A 20,790-nucleotide genomic window follows, 5' to 3' on the forward strand; every position below is an offset into this window, starting at 1 on the left:
GGGCCGCCCGAGGACTTCAGTTCCGGGCGCGGCGGCGCATGAGGCCCAGGGCGCCGAAGAGCGCCGCGCCCCAGAAGGCCGCGGTGGGGCCGTTGGCGGCCGAGCACATGATGCCCTCCAGCTTGCCCTGCGCCGCCCCGTTCAGGCTCCACTGCACGGTGGACGAGTCCGCGCAGTCCGTCGCGCCGTCGTAGGTGATCTCCACCGCGTTCTTGTCCGAGGAGAGCAGGGTCTTGCCGGAGGCCGCCTCGCCGGAGCACACCTTGGAGTTCATCACCTCGTCCTTCGTCTCCACGGAGATGAAGCCCGCCTTGGAGGTGCCGATGCGCCCCGCGCCGTTCCACGTCGTGGGCCCGGACTCGGAGGTCCCGGACGAGGGCGAGCCGACCACCGACCCCTTGTACTCCACCGCGGTCGTGAGGCCCGTCTCCGTGCACGTCTCCGAATCGGCCGCGACCTTCTCGAGGACGAGGTTGACGGTGAACGTCTGCGTGGGGGTCGCCGACGTCGGCCCGGTGATTCCCATGACGACCGTGCCGGTGAAGGCGGTGCGCTCCTTGGCCGTCTTGCCCTCGCAGACGCGGTTCTGCACGGTGCCAAAGCCCGAGTACGTGGTGGTGAGGCCCGTGAAGCTCGACTTCTCTTCCGCCGAGCCCACCCACTCCACGCCGTCCTTGTCGGTGCAGTTGCCCACCACGCGCTTGGTCAGTTCATCGACCGTCGTCTTGACCGGGCAGGTGCCGTCGGCATCGCCGGCGTTGAGCAGGGACGGCCCCAGCGTGACGACATAGATGTTCGGCGCGCTGCCCATGCGCGCCCAGTACGCCGCGTCCTCGGCGTTGGCGAGCGACCCCTTCTGGAAGCCGTTCATCGCGTCCGTGCCGGGGCCCTTGGGCTGGGTGTCCTCCGGGTTCGGCTTCTGCTCCTCGCCGGTCTCCTCGGGGTCACCGCACGCCACACACAGCCACGACATCGCCAACAGGGAAAACAAACGAGACCGCATGATGACCCGCTCCCCCCGGCGCGTGGCCGGGACCTTCAGTCGGAAAACCCGAGACGGCTCACCCGGGCAAGTGCCCATCGGTGTCCGTCGCGGAGTGCACATCCCGACGCGGGGGAGTGGTTGATATTCAATGCACGCTCACGACATTTCCGGGACCAGTTTGAACGGGATGCGCACGCACGCCAGGGGCTCGCCGGAGGGCGAGACGACGCGCACGTGCATCTCGGGCCGCGCCGAGGACACCGTCTCGCGGGCCTGGGGCGGCAAGGACGCGGAAACCTCGCTCAGGGAGACTTCCAGGTGCACCGAGGTCTTCCCGCCCGAGCGCACCGGGCATTGCGTGGACTTGCAGCCATCCGTCTCGACCCCGGGCAGCGACACGAGCAGGCCCGACACGTCCACCTGCCCCTCCAGCACCGGCGCGCGCACGTCCACGCTCGACACGAAGTCGATGTCCACCTGCACCGCCGAGCCGCTCGCCACCGAGCACGCGCCGTCACCGCAATTCTCCACCCGCACCGCCTTCACCTCGCCCTGACCACAATCCGAGAACGACACGTCGCGCGCGAGCGCGGCGGTGGAGGTGAGGCACAGCGCCGAGAGGACACTCAGCCCAACGGACGTGCGGATGCGGAAGAAAGCCATGTGTATGTGCTCCGGGTCGGAGCCGTCGCGCGGCTCGACAACGGCCGCACGGTGAGCACGCCCTCGCGCGGCGGCAAGGCATGCGCGCCGCTCCGGTGATGAGATCTGATCGCTTCGCGCTCGGGCCTTTCACGAATAGCGATGAAGCCCCGGCTCCACGCACTGGCATATGTTGGCCGCATGCGATTCCCGCTTCCGCTGCTCGTCCTGTTGCTGGGCGCCTCGCCGTCTGTGGCCCGCGCGCAGCCGTCCGCCTCCGCCTCGCCCCGCGCCTACCTGCTGCGGCCCGCGCGGGTGTTCGATGGGGTCTCCGCCCAGGCCCAGGAAGGCGGGGTCGTGCTCGTGCGCGGGGAGCGGATCGTCGCCGTGGGCGGCGCGGCCCAGGTGGCGGTGCCTCCGGACGCGGAGATCATCGACCTGCCCGGCACCACCCTCTTGCCCGGACTCATCGAGGGACACTCGCACCTGTTCCTCCATCCCTACAACGAGGCGAACTGGAATGATCAAGTGCTGCGGGAATCACTCGCGCTGCGCGTGGCCCGCGCCACCAACCACGCCCGGGACACCCTGCTCGCGGGCTTCACCACCGTGCGGGAGTTGGGCACCGAGGGCGCGGCCGACGCCGACGTGGGGCTCAAGCAGGCCATCCAGCAAGGCATCATCCCGGGGCCCCGGATCTTCACCACCACCCGCGCGCTCGTCGCCACCGGCAGCTACGGTCCCAAGGGCTTCGCGCCCGAGTGGCACGTGCCCCAGGGCGCCGAGGAGGCCGATGGCATCGACGGGCTCGTGCGCGCCGTGCGTGGGCAGATGGGCCGGGGCGCCGATTGGATCAAGGTCTACGGCGACTACCGTTGGGGCCCCCGGGGCGAGGCCCTTCCCACCTTCTCCGCCGAGGAGCTGAAGCTCATCGTCCAGACGGCACGCGATGGAGGCCGCCCCGTCGCGGTGCACGCGAGCACCCCCGAGGGCATGCGCCGCGCCGTGCTCGCGGGCGCGGAGAGCATCGAGCATGGCGATCAGGGCACGCCCGAGGTCTTCAAGCTCATGGCCGCGCGAGGCGTCTACTTCTGCCCCACGCTCGCCGCGGGGGACGCCATCCACCAGTACGGCGGATGGAAGAAGGGCACGGAGCCCGAGCCCCCCGCCCTCCAGGCCAAACGCGCGAGCTTCCGCGCGGCCCTCGCCGCGGGCGTGCCCCTGTGCGCGGGCGGCGACGTGGGGGTCTTCCCGCACGGCGACAACGCACGGGAGCTGGTGTTGATGGTGGACTACGGCCTGACGCCCGTGCGCGCGCTCCAGGCGGCCACGTCCGGCAATGCCCGCATGCTCCACCAGGAGGAGCGGCTCGGTCAGGTGAAGGCGGGATGGCTCGCGGACCTCATCGCGGTGGAGGGCGACCCTACCCGGGACATCACCACCCTGCGTCAGGTGCGCTTCGTCATGAAGGGCGGCGCCCTCCACCGGCGGCCGACCCCGTGAGCCTTCCGTTCAGCTCGCGCGCGACGCGATGAGCGCGACGTTGCGAGGCGAGAGGCTCGGATCGAACACCTGGAGGACCTCGACGCGAAAGCCCAGCTCCTCCAGGAGGAGCGCGCGGTCCAGCAGGATCACGACCTCCAGGGCCCGCGCGAAGCGATCCCTCAACAGGTGACAGAGGAAGATGCGCCGCGTCTCGGGACGGACGAAGGCCGCGAAGGCCTCCAGCTCGGGCGCCGTCATGCGGGCGTCCAATCCCAGCCGCTCCAGCCGGTCGCGCGCGTAGACGGCGAAGGGCGCGGTGTAGAGCGCCTTGGGCGCATCTCCCGCCCGCACGAAACCGCGCTCGGGGAAGGTCCGCCGCGCCAGGAGCTCGAAGGCGAAGCGGTGCGCGTACACCCGCTTCATCAGCGCGAACTCCGCTTCGCTCTTGTGGTGTCGGCTGCGCGTCGCCAGGAACAGGGCGTGCTGCGTGAAGGGCAGCGCGTGGGCCTTGCCGACGCGGGAGACAGGAAGGTCCCGCGCGACCTCCATCGTGTCGTAGCAGCACCCGAAGTTCAGGAGGAAGCCCGCCTCCTGGCTCTTGCGGATCTGCGCGAGCGCGAGCGGTCCACACGTGTGCAGCCCCAGTGACGCCCGCTCCCGGCCGGAAAACAACGGATCAATCCCGGGCTGGGGTCCGTCCTCGACCGACGCGTGGATGAAGCGCGGGGGCTCGCGCGCCGGGGTCCGCGCCCGTCTCAGCCAGTCGCGCCCCTTGTCCTGCAAGGCCGCGTCGCGATCGATGCTGTGGAAGATCCAGTCGAAGTGCTTCACACAGAGCCGGGCCAGGTGCCCCATGCCCCCCCCGATGTCGACCGCCTCGCGGATGCCCCGCGTGCGCGGTCCGAGCAGCGCGAGCACCCGCTCGACCTCGTGACGCTTCTTGGCGTTGAGCCCCTGGGTCTCCGTCACCGTCAGCGGCTGGACGCCCTCATGCCAGGGCAGCGCCGTGAGCGCCTGAAGCCCGTCCAGGAGCGTCCGCAGGGACTCGGGCGGGTCCCCGGGCGGCACGCCCTCGTCCAGTGCCCGCTCTCCCGCCTCGTCGAGGGACTCCGCATAGGACAGCCACGCGTCGGGATAGGCCGCCGCGGACTCCGGCCAGTTTTGGAGGATGGAGCGGGACCAGAGCCCGGACCAGGGCCGCAAGAGCGCCGTGAGCGCTTCCAATCGGCTGTCCCAACGTTGTTCGGCGTCCGGGTTCACGCACAATGCGTGCTGGACCTCATCAGGAGCGTGAGACATGGCGGAGCAATACGATCACATCGGCGACAAGTACGAGCAATTCAAGAACACCGCCCCCCTGCCCATTCCCGAGCAGCACACGTTCCTTCAACTGCTGGGGGCGTTGCGCGGCCAGCGGGTGCTGGACCTGGCGTGCGGCGCGGGACACTACTCGCGCCTGCTCAAGCAGCGGGGCGCCGCCGAGGTGCTGGGGGTGGACATCTCCCCGGAGATGGTGGCCGTGGCCCGGCGGCGCGAACAGGAGCACCCCCTGGGCGTGCGCTACCAGGTCAGCGACGCCACGCACCTGCCCGAATTGGGCACGTTCGACGTGGTGACGGCCGTCTACCTGCTCAACTACGCGCGGACCCGGGAGGATTTGCTGAGCATGTGCCGGAGCGTGCACCGCAACCTCGCGGACGGCGGGCGCTTCCTCGCCTTCACCATCGACCCGAGCTTCGACCTGCACAAGTCGAGCTGGGTGAAGTACGGCCTCGAGGTGACGAGCGAGCGGTTCGAGGCGGGCCGCCACGTGGTCCAGGCCGTCTTCCTCACCGAGCCGCCCGCGCCCTTCGAGTACCTGCGCTGGCCCGCCGCCACCTACGAGGCGGTCATGGCGGAGGCCGGCTTCAAGGACGTGCGCTGGCACCCCTTCGAGGTGCCCGCCGAGGCCCTGGCGCGCTTTGGCGCGGACTTCTGGAAGGACTACCAGGACAACCCCCTGCTCGTGGTGCTCAGCGGTCGCAAGTAGCTCGCCTGCTGTCCGTGCGAGCGGGAGGCGGATGCCGCCCTCTTCGCTCGCCTCGGGTTGCGCTCCAGTGTGTGAAACCTCACTTTACCGCGCGTGCGCCTTGTCTGGAGGGTGGGATGCGCTAAACAAATCAGACATCCGGACGGGATTTGAATACACAGCTCACTCCCTCCGTCTTGTTTGGCGAACCCGAGCAAAGAGAGTCATTCCATGGTGAAGAGCATTCGGACGGCGGCGTTCCTCGTGGTGGTGGGCCTTGGCGCGACGGCGGGTGCGCAGGGCGGCATCCAGGTGGGGAGCAATGGCGAGGTCAAGGTCGGCACGGGCAGCAGCGGGGTGCAGGTGGGCCCCGGGGGCGATGTCTCCGTGCGCTCGCCCGGCGCCCAGATCGAGGTCGACGCGCCCCGCGAGTCCTCGCGCCGGGGTGAAGGCACGTCGCGGAAGACGGGCGCCCAGGTCCACTTGTCCGGCACGGGGCAGAAGCAGAACGTCACGTGCGAGGACGGCGGCGAGGTGAAGATCGAGGGCACCTCGAACGAGTACGTCATCGAGGGCCGGTGCGCGCGCATCTCCGTGGAGGGCACGGACAACACGGTCAGCGTGAACTCCGTGGACCAGGTGACGGTGGAGGGCACGGACAACAAGATGCGCGTGAACACCCTGGGCCAGGTGACGGTGGAAGGCACGAGCAACGAGGTCATCTGGAAGCGCACGGTGGGCTCGGCCCGCAAGCCCAAGGTCTCCACCGAAGGCGTGGACAACAAGGTGTATCAGGCACGGTAACGGGTCATGTCCGACATCGACGGCAAGGTCATCATCATCACGGGGGCAAGCAGCGGGATTGGCGAGGCCGCGGCCCAGCTACTCGCCCGCCGGGGCGCCCGGGTCGTCCTCGGCGCGCGCCGCCTGGATCGTCTCGAGGCGCTCGCCGGGCGGATCTCCCAGGCGGGAGGCGATTGCGCCTTCGCCGTCACGGACGTCACGCGGCGCGCCGACGTCGCGGCCCTGGTGAACCTGGCCCGCGAGCGCCATGGCCGCCTGGACGTGCTCATCAACAACGCGGGCCTCGGGCTCATCTCCGGCTTCGACGAGCGGCGCGTCGAGGACTGGGAGGCGATGATCGACGTCAACCTCAAGGGCGTCCTCTACGGCATCGCCGAGGCCCTGCCCCTCTTCCGCGCGCAGGGCTTCGGGCACTTCATCAACACGCTGTCCACGGCGGGCCTGCGGATCGTCCCGCGCCAGGGGGTGTACGCGGCCACGAAGAACGCCGTGCGCACCCTCACCGAGGCGCTGCGTCAGGAGGCCGGTGACAAGCTCCGGGTCACGAACATCTCCCCGGGCTTCGTGCGGACGGAGTTCGCGGACTCGATGACGGACCCCACCCAGAAGGCCGCGGTCCTCGAGAAGATGGAGCGCATCGCCATCTCCCCAGAGGCCATCGCCCGCGCCATGGCCTTCGCGATCGAACAGCCGCCCGAGGTGGACGTGGGCGACATCGTCGTGCGGCCCACGGCCCAGGACTGAGCGCGGCCCTACGCCATCTGGGCCAGGACGCTCGCCAATTCCTGTTCATCCGGCAGGTAGACGTTGCCGAAGTCGAGGACGTTGGGGTTGGCGTGCGTCATGGCGTTGGCCGTGGGTCGGCGGAAGGAGCCGTGGTACTCGCGGGCGCCGGACTCCTCCATCAGCCGGCCGAGGTTGTCGGCCCGGATGCCCGCCCCGGGCATGATGATGATGCGCTCTCCTGCGGCCTTCACCAGCTCGCCCAGGACCTTGCCCGCCTCGGGCGCGCCGCTCGCCTGGCCCGAGGTGAGGATGCGCTCGCACCCCGCCGCGATGAGGTCCTCCAGGGCCTGGAACATGTCCGGCGTCGCGTCGAAGGCCCGGTTGCACGTCACGCCCATGGGGCCCGCCCACTCGACGAAGCGCTTCATGCGCTCGGTGTCGATGCGACCGTCTCTCAGCTGGGCGCCGATGGAGATGCCATCACAGCCGAGTTCCCGGCAGACACGGATGTCCTCGCGGAGGATGGCCAGCTCGTCGTCGTCGTAGAGGTAGTTGCCGGCCCGGGGCCGCAGGATGGCGTACAGCTTGAGGGAGACCCGCTCCCGGGTCCGCTTGAGGGTGCCGTGACTCGGCGTGGTGCCGCCCTCCATGGGGTTGTCGCACAGCTCGACGCGGAAGGCACCCGCGCGCTCCGCGATGAGACAGGATTGAAGATTGAAGGCGCAGACTTCCAGCAGGGCTCGGGGCATGGCGGCGCGGAGTCTCCCACGGAATACCCGTGTCAGGATGCGGTCATGTCGAGACAGTGCGCGCACGGGAGGGCTTCGCGTCCAGAAGGCCTGAATGCGCGGATCAGGCGATTCGAACGGGCCTTGCGCCGCAAGGACAAGGCCCTCCGGGAAGCGCGGGCCTTGGTGGCCCTGTCCCGGAAGGCCCGAGGACTCGCGGTCGGGGGGCGTGGCCGACTGCATTCTCCCGAGGACCGGAGCCGGGTTCATGAACTCCTCCAGCAAGCCATGGCGGAAGGGGCCCGACAGAGCGCCGCCTGTCATCTGCTGGGCGTCTCTCCGCGCACCGTCCAACGCTGGCGCAAGCCAGCCCTCGCCCGGGACGGACGGCCCGAGGTCACCCGGGTGCCCACGAATCGGATCGATGCGAAGGAGCGCCGGTTCATCTTGAGCGTGCTCCACTCCGCCCGGTCACAAGGACTCTCTCCCTGGCAGATCGTGCCCAGGCTCGCGGATGCGAACATCTACCTGGCCTCGGAGTCCACCCTGTACCGGCTCCTGCGCGCTCAGCGCTCCACCCCCAGGCCGCTCGTCCGTCGGCCGGTGGATTCCCGGGCGGCCTCGGCCCCCAATCAGCTCTGGAGCTGGGACATCACCTACCTGCGGGGCCCGGAGCGCGGCACCTTCCTCTATTTGTATCTGGTGATGGATGTCTTCAGTCGACGCATCATGGGGTGGAGGATCCACACCGAGGAGAGCTCCGAGCGGGCCGCCGCGCTCATCCGCGAGGTGTGCGCGCGGAACATGGTCGATGCCAGGAAGCTCCTGCTGCGCACCGACAACGGGCGGCCCATGCGCGGTGTCACCATGGCGAAGACACTGCGACGCCTGGGCATCATCCCCTCGTTCAGCCGCCCGGGGGTGAGCAACGACAACGCCTTCGTGGAGTCGCTCTTCCGCACCCTCAAGAGCCGTCCGGATTTCCCGAACGAGCGATTCCCGTCCCCCCAGGGCGCGCGCGCCTGGATGGGCCGATTCGTGGCCTGGTACAACCGGGAGCACCTGCACAGCCGCCTGGGCTACGTCACACCGGATGACCGGTACTTTGGCCGGGACGCGGAAGTGCTCGCGCGGCGCGCCCGGCTGTACGAGCGGGCCAGGTCCAGGAGACCCGGGCGATGGTCTCGCGCCCCACGGCGCTGGGAACCCGCGCGCTTTCCCCAGGTCCCCGTGAAGACGTCCCCGTCCCTCGTCGAACCACGCGCCTGCCACCTGGACGCCTGGCGGCCCCGGGGCTGGGCTCGTTCCCCGCCCCTCCGGACAGGTCCACCTTCCCGCGGGCGACAACTGACTTGACACCCACCGGTGCGCCGCGTCGCGCGCCGCTCCGCCCTCGACCCGAAGACGCGACCCATGCTCGCGGACGCGGCGGCCGCCAGACCCCCCGGTGGCAGCATGGTTGTCGCCTCGCGGTGGCGCCGCGAGACCCGGGCCCGATGGCAAGGCTCGATGCGCACCAGGAGCGGCGGATGAAGGCGGAAGGCACCCGGTCGACGAAGCAGGTGAGCCCTCGGAGCGCGACTTGATTCATGACCTGGACATGACCCTCAAGGAACTGCTCCGGTGTGAGCTGCCTGGCAACCTGCTGGATTCCGCCCTCCAGGTGTTCATCGGCTTCGCGACTCCGGACGATCGCTTTCCGCCCGCCAGCTTCCAACTGCCTGGCATCAACCTGTTCCTCTACGACGTCCAGGAGAACGTGAGTCTGAGACATCCCGAGACCCACTCGGAGCGTCAGGACAACGGCTCCGTGCTCATCCAGCATGCCCCCGCCTGGGTGGACTGCCATTACATGGTGACCGCCCATGGGCGGGATGGTGCCCAGACCCCCGAGGCGGACGAACACCTCCTCTTGGGCGAAGCGCTCCGGGTACTGATGCGCCACCGCAGACTTCCCTCGGAGTGCTTGCAAGGAAGTCTCAAGGGACGACCCCTGTTGCCCCGCACCAGCGTCATCCCTCCGGAATCCCTGCGCCACGGCATGGAACTGTGGAACGCACTGAGAGGCAAGCCTCGTCCCTCATTCCACTACACCGTGACCCTCCCCGTCGAGGTGATGGCTCCGAAGGTCGCCGAACACACCGTGCGCGAGTCCGTCGTGAATCTGGACTTTAAACGCCAAACCTGACAGCCGCCGAGTGCGGAACCACCCACGAGAAAACACCTCTCCATCACGGAGGAAAAACACATGTTGGATTACAAATCGCCTGGAGTTTACATCGATGAGGTGCGCTCTGGCACGTCTCCCATTCGAGGCGCGGGAACCAGTACAGCAGGATTCATCAGCATCTACAGTCTGACCAAGGCCATCAAAGGCAAGCCCCAGGATGCTGCCAAGTTAGCCAAGGACGGAGATGTGGTGCTGTGCACCAACTTCACCGAATTCAAGAACAAATTCGGTGGATTCATCGGACCCAAGGAGGAAAAGCCCACCAATACAGGGGGCAAGCAGGAAGGAGCTGGCGCTGAGAGTTCGCGCGAAGCCGCGAACCAATCCCAAGCGCCAGCGCCAGCGCCAGCGCCAGCGCCAGCGCCAGCGCCAGCGCCAGCGCCAGCGCCAGCGCCAGCGCCAGCGCCAGCGCCAGCGCCAGCGCCAGCGCCAGCGCCAGCGCCAGCGCCAGCGCCAGCGCCAGCTGATGATGCGACGAAGCATGCCTATCTCGTGCACGCCGTCTACGGTTTTTTCAACAATGGTGGCACACGCTGCTACGTCAGCCGTTTGCCGGATTCTACCAAACTGGATGAGGTACTCGCGGTGTTCGCGGCCATCGATGAACTCGCCATCGTGGTTTCGCCCGGAAACACGGACCGAAACCAAGTAGACAAACTGGTAAAGCATTGTGAAAATCTGGGAGATCGATTCGCTGTGCTCGATGGCCCGGAGGAGGGAGACAACAGCGCGGCTCCGACCTTCGACGGAGACTCGATGCCGACATCGTCGCATTTCGGCGCCATGTATCATCCGTGGCTCCAGGTCTTCGACCCGGAGTTGAAGCAAGGTGAGGGCAAGGAGATGAAGACGGGGGCCCCCCGCTTCGTTCCACCCTCCGGGCACGTGGCTGGCATCTACGCCCGAGTGGACGCGACTCGCGGCGTACACAAGGCGCCAGCCAACGAGATCGTGTACGGAGCCCTGGGGTTGCGCTGGCGCGTCAATACGGAGACCCAGGGCGTCCTCAACGAAAAAGGCATCAACTGCATCCGCGACATGAACGGCGACATCCGGGTGTGGGGCGCACGCACGTTCGACCCCAACAGCACGGAGTTCAGATACATCAATGTTCGCCGCTTGTTCAGCTACCTGAACGATTCACTGCGCGTGGGCTTGCAGTGGACGGTGTTCGAGCCGAACAACGCCGATCTCTGGGCGCGCATCACGCGCAACGTCACGAGTTTCCTCACCACCGTGTGGGCCTCGGGGGCGCTGTTTGGCAGCAGTCCCGAGGAAGCTTTCTACGTGAAGTGCGACGCGGAAACCAACCCGCCAGATCAGCGCGATCTGGGACGCGTCGTCACGGAGATCGGCGTCGCCATCGTGCGACCCGCCGAGTTCGTCATCATCCGGCTCGGCCAGTGGAACGGTCCGGCCAAGTAGGACGCGCGGAGGCATCGCCATGAGTTCAACATCCGTTCCCGGCGTCTCCATCACCCAGGTGGGACTCGAGTCCCCGCCCCAGGAGTTCTCGGGTGTGCCCGCCATTCTTGGATGCGCTGAGAACGACAGCGCCAGACCTACCCCGCGGCTGCTCACGCGTCCGGAGCGGTTCACGACGGCGCGGGGGGCCTCGGGTCCGGGGACGGCCCTGGAGATCGCGGTGCGCGGCTTCTTCGAGAACGGCGGGCGGCAGTGCTGGGTGGTGCCCCTGGGCCAAAAGCACACGCTTTCCGCGGGACTGGCCGCGTTGAGGGACGAAGATGCCTTCGACCTGATCTGCGCTCCGAGCCTCCCGCCAGTCGATGAGCGCAAAGGCCTGCCGGCCGCCCAACACCAGTTGCTCCGGTTCTGCATCGACCGGGGCAATTGTCTCGCCCTGTTGGACTTCCCCTCGCTCGGAGGCAAGTCCCTGGAGCAGCGGTTGCTCGGTCTTCGAGCGCTGCCTTTCCAGGACACGCGGGACACCCACCTGGGAGCCCTCTATTTCCCCAGGATCCGCGTGGCGGGCACCCCGGAGTTCTTTTCCCCCTGTGGCCACATCGCCGGGCTCTATGCCCGTACGGACGCACGCCACGGCTTCTCCAAGGCCCCCGCCAACGAAGTGCTCGAGGGCGTGGTGGACCTGGAGGACCACCCAATGGACCCCGCGTGGCTTCATGAACAGGGCATCAATGCCCTGCGGGCGCTTCCAGGCCGTGGCATTCGCGTGATGGGGGCCCGTACCCTCTCGCCGCAGGAGGCCTGGCGTTCCGTGGGTGTGTCGCGTCTGTTCCTCTTGCTGCGCCGTCAATTGATGCGCCAGCTCTCCTGGGCCACCTTCGAGCCCAATGACTGGCGGTTGTGGTTGCGAGTGCACCGGGAGGTGGGCGCGGTCCTGGAGGTGCTCTTCCAGAGAGGAGCCCTCCGGGGCGCTTCACCCCAGGATGCCTTCTACGTGAAGTGCGATGCCGAGAACAACCCGACGGAGGTGCGTGAGCGGGGCGAGCTCGTTCTCGAGTTGGGTCTGGCGCCCTCCACGCCTCGCGAATTCATCGTCCTCCAGCTCGTCCAGCGCGCGGGCGGACAGCTCGACACCTCCGTGGCCTGACTCAATGACCTCGTAGCACACCCAGGAGACCTGATCATGGACAAGACCCTGAGCAGCGGAGATCTGCTCGCGACCTATAACTTCAAGGTGGAATTGGGTGGCATCACCCGCGCCGGCTTCAAGGAATGCTCGGGCCTGGAAAGCACCATCGGTGCCGTCAAGTACCGCGAGGGCACCGACCCGACGCTGGCCCAGCGACAGCTCCCCGGCCTGCAGTCCGTGAGCAACATCGTCCTCAAGCGCGGCATCTCCCAGGACAACGCGCTCTGGGAGTGGCACAAGCAGGCCATCGAGGGCAAGGTGACCCGCAGGGACATCTCCATCGTGCTCCGGGACGACCAGGGCAACGACAAGATCTGGTGGAACGTCAAGAATTGCTGGCCCACCAAGTGGTCCGGCCCCACCCTGGACGCCACCTCCGAGAGCACCGCCATCGAGACGCTGGAGCTCGCCCACGAGGGCATCTCCGTGCAGAGCTGGAAGTAGGCGCGCCATGACCGAGAGCGCCGAGCACCCCTTCCTCCTGCCCCATGGCTACCGAGATGCCGAGGGGACCCTCCACCGCGAGGGACGGATGCGCATGTCCACGGCCTTCGACGAGATCGCCCCGCTCAAGGACCCGCGCGTCCAGTCCAATCCGGCCTACCTGCTCATCATCCTGCTCTCGCGCGTCATCACCCACCTGGGCACGCTCGAGTTCATCAACCCCAAGGTGATGGAGGGCCTGCCCTCTGGAGATCTGCTGTATTTGCAGGACGTCTACCGGCGGCTCAACGAGACGGGACACACGCGGCTGCGTGTGGCGTGTCCCCACTGTGAGCAGCAGTTCGAGGTGGAGACGAGCCCGGTGGGGGAATCCTGAGCTACCCCTCGGAGCGGCTGTCCGAGGAGGTAGCGTTCCTCTCGTATTACCTGCACTGGCCCCGTGACCAGGTGATGGCGCTCTCCCATGCCGAGCGTCAGCACTGGGTGGCGGAAGTCTCCCGCCTCCATGAACGTCTGAACGAGGCCTCCTCGCGAGGCCGCTAGGAACCCGTATGCCCTTCGCTCCGCTCCTGTCTGGATTCACTCCCTTTGGCACAAACGCCGTGGCGGCCACGGCCCTGCGGCTGTCTGGAAAGCGATTGGACCCCTATCCGGGGTTCAACTTCCTCGTGGAGATCGATGGGTTGCTGACGGGAGGGTTCCAGAGCGTCAAGGGCTTGGAGGCTCAGGTTTCCTACCAGCGCCAGAAAGAAGGGGGCAGTCCGTTCGAGTATCCGCTCGTCGAGCACGTCACGTATCCCCCGCTGATCCTGTCCCATGGCGTGACGGACGTCGACGCGCTCTGGGAGTGGTTCGACGAAGCCCAGGCGGGCCTGCGCATCAGCCCGAGGACCGTCTCCGTGGTGATGCTCGATGCACAGCATGCGCCCATCACGTGGTGGTATTGCGTGGACGCCGTTCCGACGCGATGGGTCGGCCCCACCCTCGATGCGAGCGGCGATGCGGTGGCCATCGAACAGCTCGAGTTGGAGCATCAAGGCCTCAGGAAGGGCGCGTTGTCTCCCCTGCTGTCGCGGGCCCGCGCCGTCGGGCAGCTCGCCCGATAGGACATGGAGATGACCCTGCTCGACTCTCCTCCCAACACGGACTGTCGGCGGGACGTGGACCCACGGCTGCTGCGCCAGCTCTGGCACCGCGCCGAACAGCCGGGCCTCGTCCCGCTGGGACTGGTACGACGCATCCTCTCGCGCATGCGCTTCCCGCAACAGCGTCTGGAATGGCTGACCCGGCTCGTGCGCCGCTACACCCCCAGCGTGGGGTTGGACAAGAGCCTGGTCCCCATCATCCACGCCACCGGGTGGACCGTCGTGACGCTTGGGCTGACAGAGGAGATGCCACCGGTTCCAGCGCGCCTCCTCGTCAAGGCTCTCCCCGTCCCGGCGCTCGCGACGCCAGCGCAGGCCCCCGTGCCGCGAACCGCCTCCGCGCCACGGCTGATCGTGTCCCCGAGCCCTCCCCCGACGCCCCTCCGCCGCGATACGACGCCAGGGGACGTCCGCCCCTCACCTCCATGGCCGTCTCCGCCCTCCGCGCGCCCCATGGCCTCGGACGAGGCGCCGCCGGGCGAGGTCCGTCCTCATCCGCTCGTCGTCGTCCAGGTCCCGTCGCCCGCCCGGCTCGTGCGACCGGAGGTCACCGCGTCGGGCGTCGCCCTCGTTCAACCCCTTCAGGTCTCCACGCCTCCGCAGCTCCCCCTCCCTCCACTCCATCCCGTGTCTCGCGCCCATGCCACGCCGCCGCCATCCCCGCGGCGTCTCCAGGTCTCCGCGCGGCCTCCCGCCGAGCGCGGGGCCTGGCGAGGAACGGAGTCTCCCATGGTCCATCCTTCACGCCCGCCCGCGCCCGCGTCGTCGGCCGCGCCCCCGTGGCATCCAGGCGCCTCGGCGCCCCAGCGGACCGCCGCGCCCCCGTGGCATCCAGGCGCCTCGGCGCCCCAGCGGACCGCCGCGCCGTCGGCCACCACGACCCAGGTCCCCGCGCGCTCGGCCCCGCATGAGCCGGAGCGGGTCCCGATGTCCGCCCCCCCGCCCCTCTCCCTGCCGCCGGAGGTGGATCTGGAGGCGCTCACGCGCCGCGTCCGCCAACGCCTGCTGCGCCAGTCCATTGAGGAGAAGGTCCGCCGGGGAGGCGCACGCTGATGAGCGGCCCGATCCAGAAGTTGCAGCTCCTCCACGAGACCCACGTCCCGAATGTCTTCACCGATGTGGGCAAGTTCACCGCCCTGTTCAATCCCCAGACGCTCCAGTTCAAACACGCCGCCGACTGGAACGTGACGAGCATCAGCGGGCAGATCGCCGCCCAGCAGCGGCACGTCTTCGACTTCAAGGCCACCCGGCCCATCGAGCTGTCCTTGGAGCTCTTCTTCGACTTCTCCAAGGAGAAGGGGTCGGACATGAAGATGACCCAGGAGTGGGAGACGAAGCTGCGGGCCCAGCACTTCAAGGAGCGGCTCAACACGTTCGTCCAGCTCATCCGGGTCAATCCCGAGCTGCATCGTCCCCCCCGCTGCAAGCTGATCTGGGGCACCTGGGTCCTGATGCACGGCATGCTCACCGCCCTGGACCGCAAATACACCGCCTTCTCGTCAGAGGGCATGCCCATCCGGGCTGAGTTCGCTTGTCGCTTCACCCAGGTGGAGACCGAAGCGGAGCAGAAGCGCTCCGAGCTTCATTCCGCGGACGTGGCCAAGCGGCGGGTCCTCCGCCGGGGTGACACCCTCCAGAGCCTCGCCCGCGAGGAATACGGCGATGCCGCGCTCTGGCGCCCCATCGCCCGCGCCAACCGCATCACCCACCCGCTCAAGCTCACCCCGGGCATGAGTCTGCTCATCCCCCCCCTGGTGTGAAGGATCATCCATGGACTCCATTCTTCCTGGCCCTGGTATCGAGGTGAAGCTCGCGGGCAGGCCGCTCGATCCGCGAACCCGGGCCGATCTCGTCTCGCTCAGCGTCGAGCACGGCGCGGGCCTCACCAGCAAATGCACGCTCCAGTTGCGCACCTGGAATCTCGACACGCGCACGTACACCTGGGTGGATGACCCCCGATTCCAACTGGGCGGTGAGGTGGAGATCCGCCTTGGCGCGAGCGCCACCACCCTGGAGCCCGTCTTCCGTGGAGAGCTCACGGACCTGGAGCTCAAGGCCGAGGCCGACGGGCCCCCCCTGCTGGAGGTGTCCGGCCTGGACCCCCGCCATGTCCTCGCCCGCGAGCAGCGGACGCGCCGGTTCAGCGAGAAGACCCTGGAGCAACTCGTCGCCCGTGTCGTCCAGACGCACGGCTTTCGCGTGGGAGGCGTGCCCACGGTGAGCCTTTCCTCCATCACCCAGTACAACCAGACGGACCTCGAGTTCCTCAACGCCCTGGCGCGCGATCACGGCTGTGAGTTGACCCTCTCGCTCAAGGATGGGGGCAAAATGCTCCACTTCCAGAAGCGGGAGCCGGGCGCGCCCGTCCGATTGGTGCTCGGGCCGCAGCTGCTCGAGTTCAACGCCCGCGTCTCGTCCCAGTCCCTGGCCGGGACCGTGACGGTGCGCTCCTCGGCGCCCCAGGGAGAAAAGGAACTGGTGGAGTCGGCGCGGCTGTTGGCCGGACGCAAGCAGGCCGGCCTGTTGTTGCCCACCGAGCTGCGAGCCCGAGGCCAGCGCACGCTGACCCACCGGCCGGTGAACAGCCCCGCCGAGGCGCGGGAGTTGGCCGAGGCGGAGCTCGGGCAGCTCGTGTCCAGCGCGATCAACGGCACGGGGCACTGCCTCGGCACCCCGTCCCTGCGGGTGGGCGGCACGGTCGACCTCCAGGGCGTGGGCCGGCGCTTCAGCGGCGAGTACCACCTCACCCAGGTCACCCACACGTTCTCCGTCAACGAGGGCTTCCGCACGGCGTTCGAGGTGCGGGGCGGCCCCTGGGGACCCGAGAGCGTGGGCGAGTCCCGGGAGCCCCTGCGGGGCCTCACCACCGCCCGGGTGAGCCAGGTGGACCCCCAGCACAAGGGACAGGTGAAGCTGCGCATCCCCTGGCTCGCGCCGGACTACGAGAGCGACTGGGTGCGCGTCGCCTCGTCCATGGCGGGCAAGGGGCACGGACTCTACCTGCCGCTGCAGGTGGAGGACGAGGTCGTGGTCGCCTTCGAGCAGGGCGACATCGACCGGCCCCTCGTGCTGGGCGGCGTGTGGAGCGCCACGGCCGCTCCTCCGGAGTCCTCACGGGCCGCGGGCGGCGCCGAGGAGGGCGTGAAGCACCAGTACGCCCTGCGCTCCCCCGGGGGCCTGGCCCTGTGGTTCGACGACCAGGCACGCAAGATCATCCTGGGCGACGGGGGCCAGAACCAGCTCGTCATCGATGCCCAGGCGGGCACCCTGCTCCTGGAGAGCCAGGGCGCCCTGAACCTGAAGTGCGGTGAGCTCTCCGCGCGAGTGCGCGAGCAAGTCAGTGTGCGGGCGGAGGGGGGACTGGCGCTCAACAGCCCCGCGGGCATCAAGCTCAACGACGGCGCCCTGGAGGTGGTGTGATGCCCGGTCCCCTTCTGGGCCAGGACACCCGCGCCCTGTGTCCCCATGGCGGACAGGCCCGCTTCACCGCCCTCGCGCCCCGCGTGAGGCTGGGGGGCGTGCCCGTGGTGGTCCAGACCGGCACCTTCCTCGTCTCCGGTTGCCCCCAGAGCCCGCCCGTGGGGCCCCCCTGCGTGTCTGGCCAGTTCCTCACCGCCGCCACCCGCGTCCGTGCCGGGGGCCAGCCCGTGCTCCTGCGCGACAGCCGGGCCCTGTGCGCACCGACTCCCGCTCCGCTCCAGGTCCTGGGGACCCAGGTGCGCGTCAAGGGCTTCTAGGAGGACCCCATGCGTGAAGGCTTCCTGGGACACGGCTGGCACTTTCCGGTGACGATCGACACCGAGGGCCGCATCGTCATGAGCGGTGGCGAGGAGAAGATCCGCCAGTCGCTCTTCATCATCCTCTCCACGTCGCCCGGAGAGCGGGTGATGCTGCCCGACTTCGGCTGCGCCATCCACGAGCGCGTCTTCACCCACGTGGAGAGCGCCACGCTGGGCCTGCTGATCGACGACGTCACCCAGGCGCTCGCCCGGTGGGAGCCCCGCGTGGACGTGCGCGAGGTGCGCATCGAGCCCGCGCCACGGGACCCGGCCGTGTTGCTCATCGACGTGTCCTACGTCGTGCGCGCCACCAACAGCCGCTTCAACCTCGTCTACCCCTTCTACGTGAGCTGAGCGCCATGACCGTCCCGACGCCCCTCCTCGATTCCCGCACGTATGAGGACCTCGTCACGCGGATCGAGCACCTCGCGAAAAAGCACTCCGCCTGGAGGCCGGCTCACGGCGGCCAGGATCCGGGCTCCGCGCTCATCCGCGTCTTCGCGCGCATGCTGTGCCAGGTGATCCAGCGCCTCAACCGCGTGCCCGAGCTGCACCGGCGGGCCTTCCTGGAACTGCTGGGAACCGCGCCTCGGCCGCCCCGGGCCGCCCGGGTGCCCCTGACGTTCCAGCTCGCGCCCGGGGCCCCCAGCGCCACCGTTCCCCCAGGCACGCGCGTCTCGGGAGAAGACAGCCCCGCTTTCGAGACGGAACAGGCGTTGACCCTCACCCGCTCGACACTCGTGGCCCTCCTCGTGCGCGAGCCCAAGGACGAGAAGAAGCCCGCCCGCCACAGGCTCCTCGATCCGGCGTCTCCCCAGGCCTTCTCTCCCTTCGAGGTCCAGGCGCCCGTCGAGCGCGAGCTCTACTTGGCCTGTGATGCCCTCTTCACGCAGCCGGACACCACCCACCGCGCGCTCGAGATCGAGTGGGCACTGAGTCCGAAGCAGGAGCCTGCCTGGTCTTTCTGGGATGGAGCGCAGTGGCGGCCCCTGCCCTTGCGTCAAGACGTGTCCCCGGACAAGGCGGTGCGCACACTGGACTTGACCGGAGTCCATCCGGAACGCCTCGCGCGATGGGGACGCACGGCACGCTGGCTGCGCTGTGTCCCCATGGATTCCTGGGACACCCTCGTGCCGCGGAACATCCAGACCCAGGTTCGCGTCAAGCGCACGGGCGTCCTCCCAGACCGGCTGTTCCACAATGCCCTCGCCCTGGAGCCGGACGGCAACGTGCTCCCGTTCGGGGAGATGCCGCACTTCAATGACGCCTTCTACCTCTCCAGCGCGGATGTCCTGCGCACCGCGGGGCCCTCGGCCACACGGACGATCCACCTCACCGTGGGCTGGAATGCGAATTCTCCCTGGAAGCATGTCTCGCCCGAGGGCGTGACAGCGGTCCTGGCCTGGGAGGTCTGGACCGACAAGGGGTGGTGGAAGCTGGGCCGCTCCACCAAGGATGGCACGGACACCGAGGACTTCCGGGACACGACCCGCGCGCTCACCCAGGACGGCCAGGTGCGGCTCACGCTGCCCGGCCACCTCCAGGACACGCGCGTCAACGGCGTGCTGGGACGCTGGCTGCGAATCCGGATTGTCGAAGGCCACTATGGTGCTCCCGAGACCAGGGCCACCCGGCCCCCCGTGCTCTCGTTCCTGACGCTCGGCTATGAGGACACCCTCCATCCACCCTGGGAGGCCTGTCTGAGCCACGACGGGGGCGTCTGGACGCACCTGCCGGTGATCTTTCCCTGGGCCCCGGGGGTCACCGTCTTCCAGGAGGAGCCGGAGACCCACCCCACCCTGTACCTGGGCTTCGACCGCCCCTTTGGCGACCTCCCCGTCTCCCTGTTCTTCCAGGTGGAGCCCCCCAGCCCCGAGGACCTCGTGGCCCACGCCGCGAACGCCTCGGTGGGCGCCGGGGACGAGCGTCAGCTCGCCTGGGAGTACCGGCACGAGGACGGGTGGCGTTCCCTGGCGGTCGAGGACGAAACCAGCGCCTTGCTCCAGGACGGCCTCGTGCGGTTCATCGGTCCGTCCACGCACACGCAGCGCCTCGAGTCTGGACAGAAGTGCTTCTGGCTCCGGGTGAGGCGGCTGTCGGAAGGCCCCGTCCGGAGCGTGAAATTACGGGGCGTGCGGCTCAACACCGTCTGGGCCTGTCATGCCACCCTCGTGACGGATGAAGTGCTCGGCTCGAGCACGGCGAGCGCCGCCCAGACCTTCTCCACCACGCGGACCCCGGTGCTCGAGGACTTCCGGCTCGATGTCCTCGAGGAGACCTGGGTCCGCTGGTCCGCGGTCCCCGACCTGCTGGCCTCCGGACCCGAGGATCGTCACTACACGCTCGACCCGGCGCGCGGCCAGGTGCGCTTCGGCGATGGGCTCCGGGGACGGATTCCTCCCGCCGGGGCCAACAACGTACGCTTGACCTACCGCTCCGGCGGAGGCGCTTCTGGCGATGTGCCCGCGGGAACGCTCACCCGGCTCGTCACCCCGCTGCCGTCCGTGGCCTCCGTCTCCCAACCGGAGCCCGCGACCGGAGGGGCCGATGGGGAATCACCTCCCCAGCTCGCTTGGCGCCAGGCCCGCGTGCTGCGTCATGGAGGACGCGCTGTCACGGCCGAGGACTACGAGGACCTCGCCCGCGAGGCCTCGACCACCATCGCCCGTGTCCGGGCATGCCCACCCGCGTTCAATCCCATTGCCCAGGCCGAGAAGCCCGCGCCACAAGAGGCCGGCGCCGGCCGGGTGTCCCTGATCGTCATTCCCCACGGCGCCGCGCCCCGGCCCCTGCCGGATCTCCAGTTGTTGCGGCGGGTGGAGGAGCATCTGCGCGCACGCTGTCCGCCCACCACCGTGCTCCACGTCACGGGACCCACCTGGATCGCGGCGGCCTTCACGGCCGTGCTCGTCCCCCGACGGGTCGCGGAGGGAGAAGCCGTCCGGACGCGAGCGCGCGACAGGCTCGCGCGCTACCTGCATCCCTTGACCGGCGGTCCAACAGGCGCTGGATGGGACTTTGACCAGCGGCCACGGGAGTCGGAACTGCTGGCCCTGATCCATCAGGAGAAGGGAGTGGATCATGTCCTGTCCGCCGAACTCACGCTTTCCTTCGGGCCCGCGGTCCCTGGGTCCAAGTCGCTCTTCTTCGTCGAGGAGGCCTTCCTCGACGTTCGGCTCGCGGGCATTCCGGAGTGATCA

Annotated in this window: 23 protein-coding genes; 18 read left to right on the forward strand and 5 right to left on the reverse strand. The window is 68.8% G+C overall.

Annotation, left to right across the window (positions count from 1 at the left end; translation table 11 throughout):
• Positions 1-16: 16 nt before the first annotated feature.
• Both I3V78_RS24310 and I3V78_RS24315 read right to left on the reverse strand, forming a co-directional pair.
• On the reverse strand, positions 17-1,003 hold the full coding sequence (locus tag I3V78_RS24310; protein ID WP_204490823.1) for a hypothetical protein: 987 nt from the start codon (positions 1,001-1,003) through the stop codon (positions 17-19).
• Between the two features lie 138 nt (positions 1,004-1,141).
• Positions 1,142-1,648: an ML domain-containing protein gene (locus tag I3V78_RS24315; RefSeq protein WP_204490824.1), complete on the reverse strand. Its 507-nt coding sequence runs from the start codon at positions 1,646-1,648 to the stop codon at positions 1,142-1,144.
• Between the two features lie 180 nt (positions 1,649-1,828).
• On the opposite strand from I3V78_RS24315, the gene I3V78_RS24320 reads away from it, so the two are divergent.
• On the forward strand, positions 1,829-3,130 hold the full coding sequence (locus tag I3V78_RS24320) for a metal-dependent hydrolase family protein (protein ID WP_204490825.1): 1,302 nt from the start codon (positions 1,829-1,831) through the stop codon (positions 3,128-3,130).
• 9 nt (positions 3,131-3,139) lie between these two features.
• Here the strand turns inward: I3V78_RS24320 and I3V78_RS24325 are convergent, their stop codons facing one another.
• Entirely contained in the window at positions 3,140-4,336 is a 1,197-nt protein-coding gene (locus I3V78_RS24325) for a methyltransferase (RefSeq protein WP_239576566.1), read from the reverse strand.
• Between the two features lie 73 nt (positions 4,337-4,409).
• On the opposite strand from I3V78_RS24325, the gene I3V78_RS24330 reads away from it, so the two are divergent.
• The 3 genes from I3V78_RS24330 (at position 4,410) to I3V78_RS24340 (ending at position 6,668) form a co-directional block, all read left to right on the forward strand.
• Positions 4,410-5,141, forward strand: a complete 732-nt coding sequence (locus I3V78_RS24330) for a class I SAM-dependent methyltransferase (RefSeq protein ID WP_204490827.1) — start codon at positions 4,410-4,412, stop codon at positions 5,139-5,141.
• Positions 5,142-5,351: 210 nt separating this feature from the next.
• The gene (locus I3V78_RS24335; RefSeq protein WP_204490828.1) at positions 5,352-5,924 is read left to right on the forward strand and encodes a DUF3060 domain-containing protein; all 573 of its coding nucleotides are present in this window, start codon (positions 5,352-5,354) and stop codon (positions 5,922-5,924) included.
• Between the two features lie 6 nt (positions 5,925-5,930).
• Positions 5,931-6,668 (forward strand): SDR family oxidoreductase, encoded by a 738-nt coding sequence (locus tag I3V78_RS24340; RefSeq protein WP_204490829.1) that lies wholly within the window; start codon positions 5,931-5,933, stop codon positions 6,666-6,668.
• An 8-nt stretch (positions 6,669-6,676) separates the two neighbouring features.
• On the opposite strand, the gene I3V78_RS24345 is transcribed toward I3V78_RS24340, so the two are convergent.
• Positions 6,677-7,399: a copper homeostasis protein CutC gene (locus I3V78_RS24345; RefSeq protein ID WP_204490830.1), complete on the reverse strand. Its 723-nt coding sequence runs from the start codon at positions 7,397-7,399 to the stop codon at positions 6,677-6,679.
• A 45-nt stretch (positions 7,400-7,444) separates the two neighbouring features.
• Between I3V78_RS24345 and I3V78_RS24350 the strand changes: the two genes are divergently transcribed.
• The gene (locus I3V78_RS24350; protein ID WP_239576568.1) at positions 7,445-8,734 is read left to right on the forward strand and encodes an IS3 family transposase; all 1,290 of its coding nucleotides are present in this window, start codon (positions 7,445-7,447) and stop codon (positions 8,732-8,734) included.
• A gap of 244 nt (positions 8,735-8,978) precedes the next feature.
• Positions 8,979-9,566, forward strand: coding sequence for a Pvc16 family protein (locus I3V78_RS24355; RefSeq protein ID WP_204490832.1), 588 nt, complete (start codon positions 8,979-8,981; stop codon positions 9,564-9,566).
• Positions 9,567-9,776: 210 nt separating this feature from the next.
• Here the strand turns inward: I3V78_RS24355 and I3V78_RS24360 are convergent, their stop codons facing one another.
• The gene (locus I3V78_RS24360; protein WP_204490833.1) at positions 9,777-10,091 is read right to left on the reverse strand and encodes a hypothetical protein; all 315 of its coding nucleotides are present in this window, start codon (positions 10,089-10,091) and stop codon (positions 9,777-9,779) included.
• 9 nt (positions 10,092-10,100) lie between these two features.
• Here I3V78_RS24360 and I3V78_RS24365 point away from each other — a divergent pair, with 9 nt between their 5' ends.
• The 12 genes from I3V78_RS24365 (at position 10,101) to I3V78_RS24415 (ending at position 20,787) form a co-directional block, all read left to right on the forward strand.
• A complete protein-coding gene (locus tag I3V78_RS24365) occupies positions 10,101-11,033 on the forward strand; it encodes a phage tail sheath C-terminal domain-containing protein (protein WP_204490834.1) in 933 nt (310 codons plus the stop codon).
• A gap of 19 nt (positions 11,034-11,052) precedes the next feature.
• Positions 11,053-12,180, forward strand: a complete 1,128-nt coding sequence (locus tag I3V78_RS24370; RefSeq protein ID WP_204490835.1) for a phage tail sheath family protein — start codon at positions 11,053-11,055, stop codon at positions 12,178-12,180.
• A gap of 36 nt (positions 12,181-12,216) precedes the next feature.
• A complete protein-coding gene (locus I3V78_RS24375) occupies positions 12,217-12,666 on the forward strand; it encodes a phage tail protein (RefSeq protein WP_204490836.1) in 450 nt (149 codons plus the stop codon).
• A 7-nt stretch (positions 12,667-12,673) separates the two neighbouring features.
• Positions 12,674-13,042 carry a hypothetical protein gene (locus I3V78_RS24380; protein WP_204490837.1) on the forward strand — a complete coding sequence of 123 codons (369 nt, stop codon included), beginning with the start codon at positions 12,674-12,676 and terminating at the stop codon, positions 13,040-13,042.
• Entirely contained in the window at positions 13,039-13,209 is a 171-nt protein-coding gene (locus I3V78_RS40365) for a DUF6760 family protein (RefSeq protein WP_420840459.1), read from the forward strand. The genes I3V78_RS24380 and I3V78_RS40365 overlap by 4 nt, the downstream gene beginning before the upstream one ends.
• Positions 13,210-13,217: 8 nt before the next feature.
• Positions 13,218-13,772: a phage tail protein gene (locus I3V78_RS24385; RefSeq protein ID WP_204490838.1), complete on the forward strand. Its 555-nt coding sequence runs from the start codon at positions 13,218-13,220 to the stop codon at positions 13,770-13,772.
• Between the two features lie 768 nt (positions 13,773-14,540).
• Complete coding sequence (locus I3V78_RS24390; protein WP_204490839.1) at positions 14,541-14,864, forward strand: hypothetical protein; 324 nt, start codon at positions 14,541-14,543, stop codon at positions 14,862-14,864.
• The gene (locus I3V78_RS24395) at positions 14,864-15,571 is read left to right on the forward strand and encodes a CIS tube protein (RefSeq protein ID WP_204490840.1); all 708 of its coding nucleotides are present in this window, start codon (positions 14,864-14,866) and stop codon (positions 15,569-15,571) included. The genes I3V78_RS24390 and I3V78_RS24395 overlap by 1 nt, the downstream gene beginning before the upstream one ends.
• Before the next feature lie 10 nt (positions 15,572-15,581).
• Positions 15,582-17,231 (forward strand): phage baseplate assembly protein V, encoded by a 1,650-nt coding sequence (locus tag I3V78_RS24400; RefSeq protein WP_204490841.1) that lies wholly within the window; start codon positions 15,582-15,584, stop codon positions 17,229-17,231.
• Positions 17,231-17,548, forward strand: coding sequence for a hypothetical protein (locus I3V78_RS24405; RefSeq protein ID WP_204490842.1), 318 nt, complete (start codon positions 17,231-17,233; stop codon positions 17,546-17,548). The genes I3V78_RS24400 and I3V78_RS24405 overlap by 1 nt, the downstream gene beginning before the upstream one ends.
• 9 nt (positions 17,549-17,557) lie before the next feature.
• A complete protein-coding gene (locus tag I3V78_RS24410; RefSeq protein WP_204490843.1) occupies positions 17,558-17,944 on the forward strand; it encodes a GPW/gp25 family protein in 387 nt (128 codons plus the stop codon).
• 5 nt (positions 17,945-17,949) lie between these two features.
• Complete coding sequence (locus tag I3V78_RS24415; protein ID WP_204490844.1) at positions 17,950-20,787, forward strand: putative baseplate assembly protein; 2,838 nt, start codon at positions 17,950-17,952, stop codon at positions 20,785-20,787.
• Positions 20,788-20,790 lie beyond the last annotated feature (3 nt).

The sequence above is a fragment of the Archangium primigenium genome (assembly GCF_016904885.1).
In the GTDB taxonomy this organism is placed as follows: Bacteria; Myxococcota; Myxococcia; order Myxococcales; family Myxococcaceae; genus Cystobacter; species Cystobacter primigenius.

Bases quoted from the DNA above. Each gene is read 5' to 3' on its own strand.
- I3V78_RS24310 (WP_204490823.1), bottom strand. From the start codon at position 1,003: ATGCGGTCTCGTTTGTTTTCCCTGTTGGCGATGTCGTGGCTGTGTGTG.
- I3V78_RS24315 (WP_204490824.1), bottom strand. From the start codon at position 1,648: ATGGCTTTCTTCCGCATCCGCACGTCCGTTGGGCTGAGTGTCCTCTCG.
- I3V78_RS24320 (WP_204490825.1), top strand. From the start codon at position 1,829: ATGCGATTCCCGCTTCCGCTGCTCGTCCTGTTGCTGGGCGCCTCGCCG.
- I3V78_RS24330 (WP_204490827.1), top strand. From the start codon at position 4,410: ATGGCGGAGCAATACGATCACATCGGCGACAAGTACGAGCAATTCAAG.
- I3V78_RS24335 (WP_204490828.1), top strand. From the start codon at position 5,352: ATGGTGAAGAGCATTCGGACGGCGGCGTTCCTCGTGGTGGTGGGCCTT.
- I3V78_RS24340 (WP_204490829.1), top strand. From the start codon at position 5,931: ATGTCCGACATCGACGGCAAGGTCATCATCATCACGGGGGCAAGCAGC.
- I3V78_RS24345 (WP_204490830.1), bottom strand. From the start codon at position 7,399: ATGCCCCGAGCCCTGCTGGAAGTCTGCGCCTTCAATCTTCAATCCTGT.
- I3V78_RS24350 (WP_239576568.1), top strand. From the start codon at position 7,445: ATGTCGAGACAGTGCGCGCACGGGAGGGCTTCGCGTCCAGAAGGCCTG.
- I3V78_RS24355 (WP_204490832.1), top strand. From the start codon at position 8,979: ATGACCCTCAAGGAACTGCTCCGGTGTGAGCTGCCTGGCAACCTGCTG.
- I3V78_RS24360 (WP_204490833.1), bottom strand. From the start codon at position 10,091: ATGCTTCGTCGCATCATCAGCTGGCGCTGGCGCTGGCGCTGGCGCTGG.
- I3V78_RS24370 (WP_204490835.1), top strand. From the start codon at position 11,053: ATGAGTTCAACATCCGTTCCCGGCGTCTCCATCACCCAGGTGGGACTC.
- I3V78_RS24375 (WP_204490836.1), top strand. From the start codon at position 12,217: ATGGACAAGACCCTGAGCAGCGGAGATCTGCTCGCGACCTATAACTTC.
- I3V78_RS24380 (WP_204490837.1), top strand. From the start codon at position 12,674: ATGACCGAGAGCGCCGAGCACCCCTTCCTCCTGCCCCATGGCTACCGA.
- I3V78_RS24385 (WP_204490838.1), top strand. From the start codon at position 13,218: ATGCCCTTCGCTCCGCTCCTGTCTGGATTCACTCCCTTTGGCACAAAC.
- I3V78_RS24390 (WP_204490839.1), top strand. From the start codon at position 14,541: ATGGTCCATCCTTCACGCCCGCCCGCGCCCGCGTCGTCGGCCGCGCCC.
- I3V78_RS24395 (WP_204490840.1), top strand. From the start codon at position 14,864: ATGAGCGGCCCGATCCAGAAGTTGCAGCTCCTCCACGAGACCCACGTC.
- I3V78_RS24400 (WP_204490841.1), top strand. From the start codon at position 15,582: ATGGACTCCATTCTTCCTGGCCCTGGTATCGAGGTGAAGCTCGCGGGC.
- I3V78_RS24405 (WP_204490842.1), top strand. From the start codon at position 17,231: ATGCCCGGTCCCCTTCTGGGCCAGGACACCCGCGCCCTGTGTCCCCAT.
- I3V78_RS24410 (WP_204490843.1), top strand. From the start codon at position 17,558: ATGCGTGAAGGCTTCCTGGGACACGGCTGGCACTTTCCGGTGACGATC.
- I3V78_RS24415 (WP_204490844.1), top strand. From the start codon at position 17,950: ATGACCGTCCCGACGCCCCTCCTCGATTCCCGCACGTATGAGGACCTC.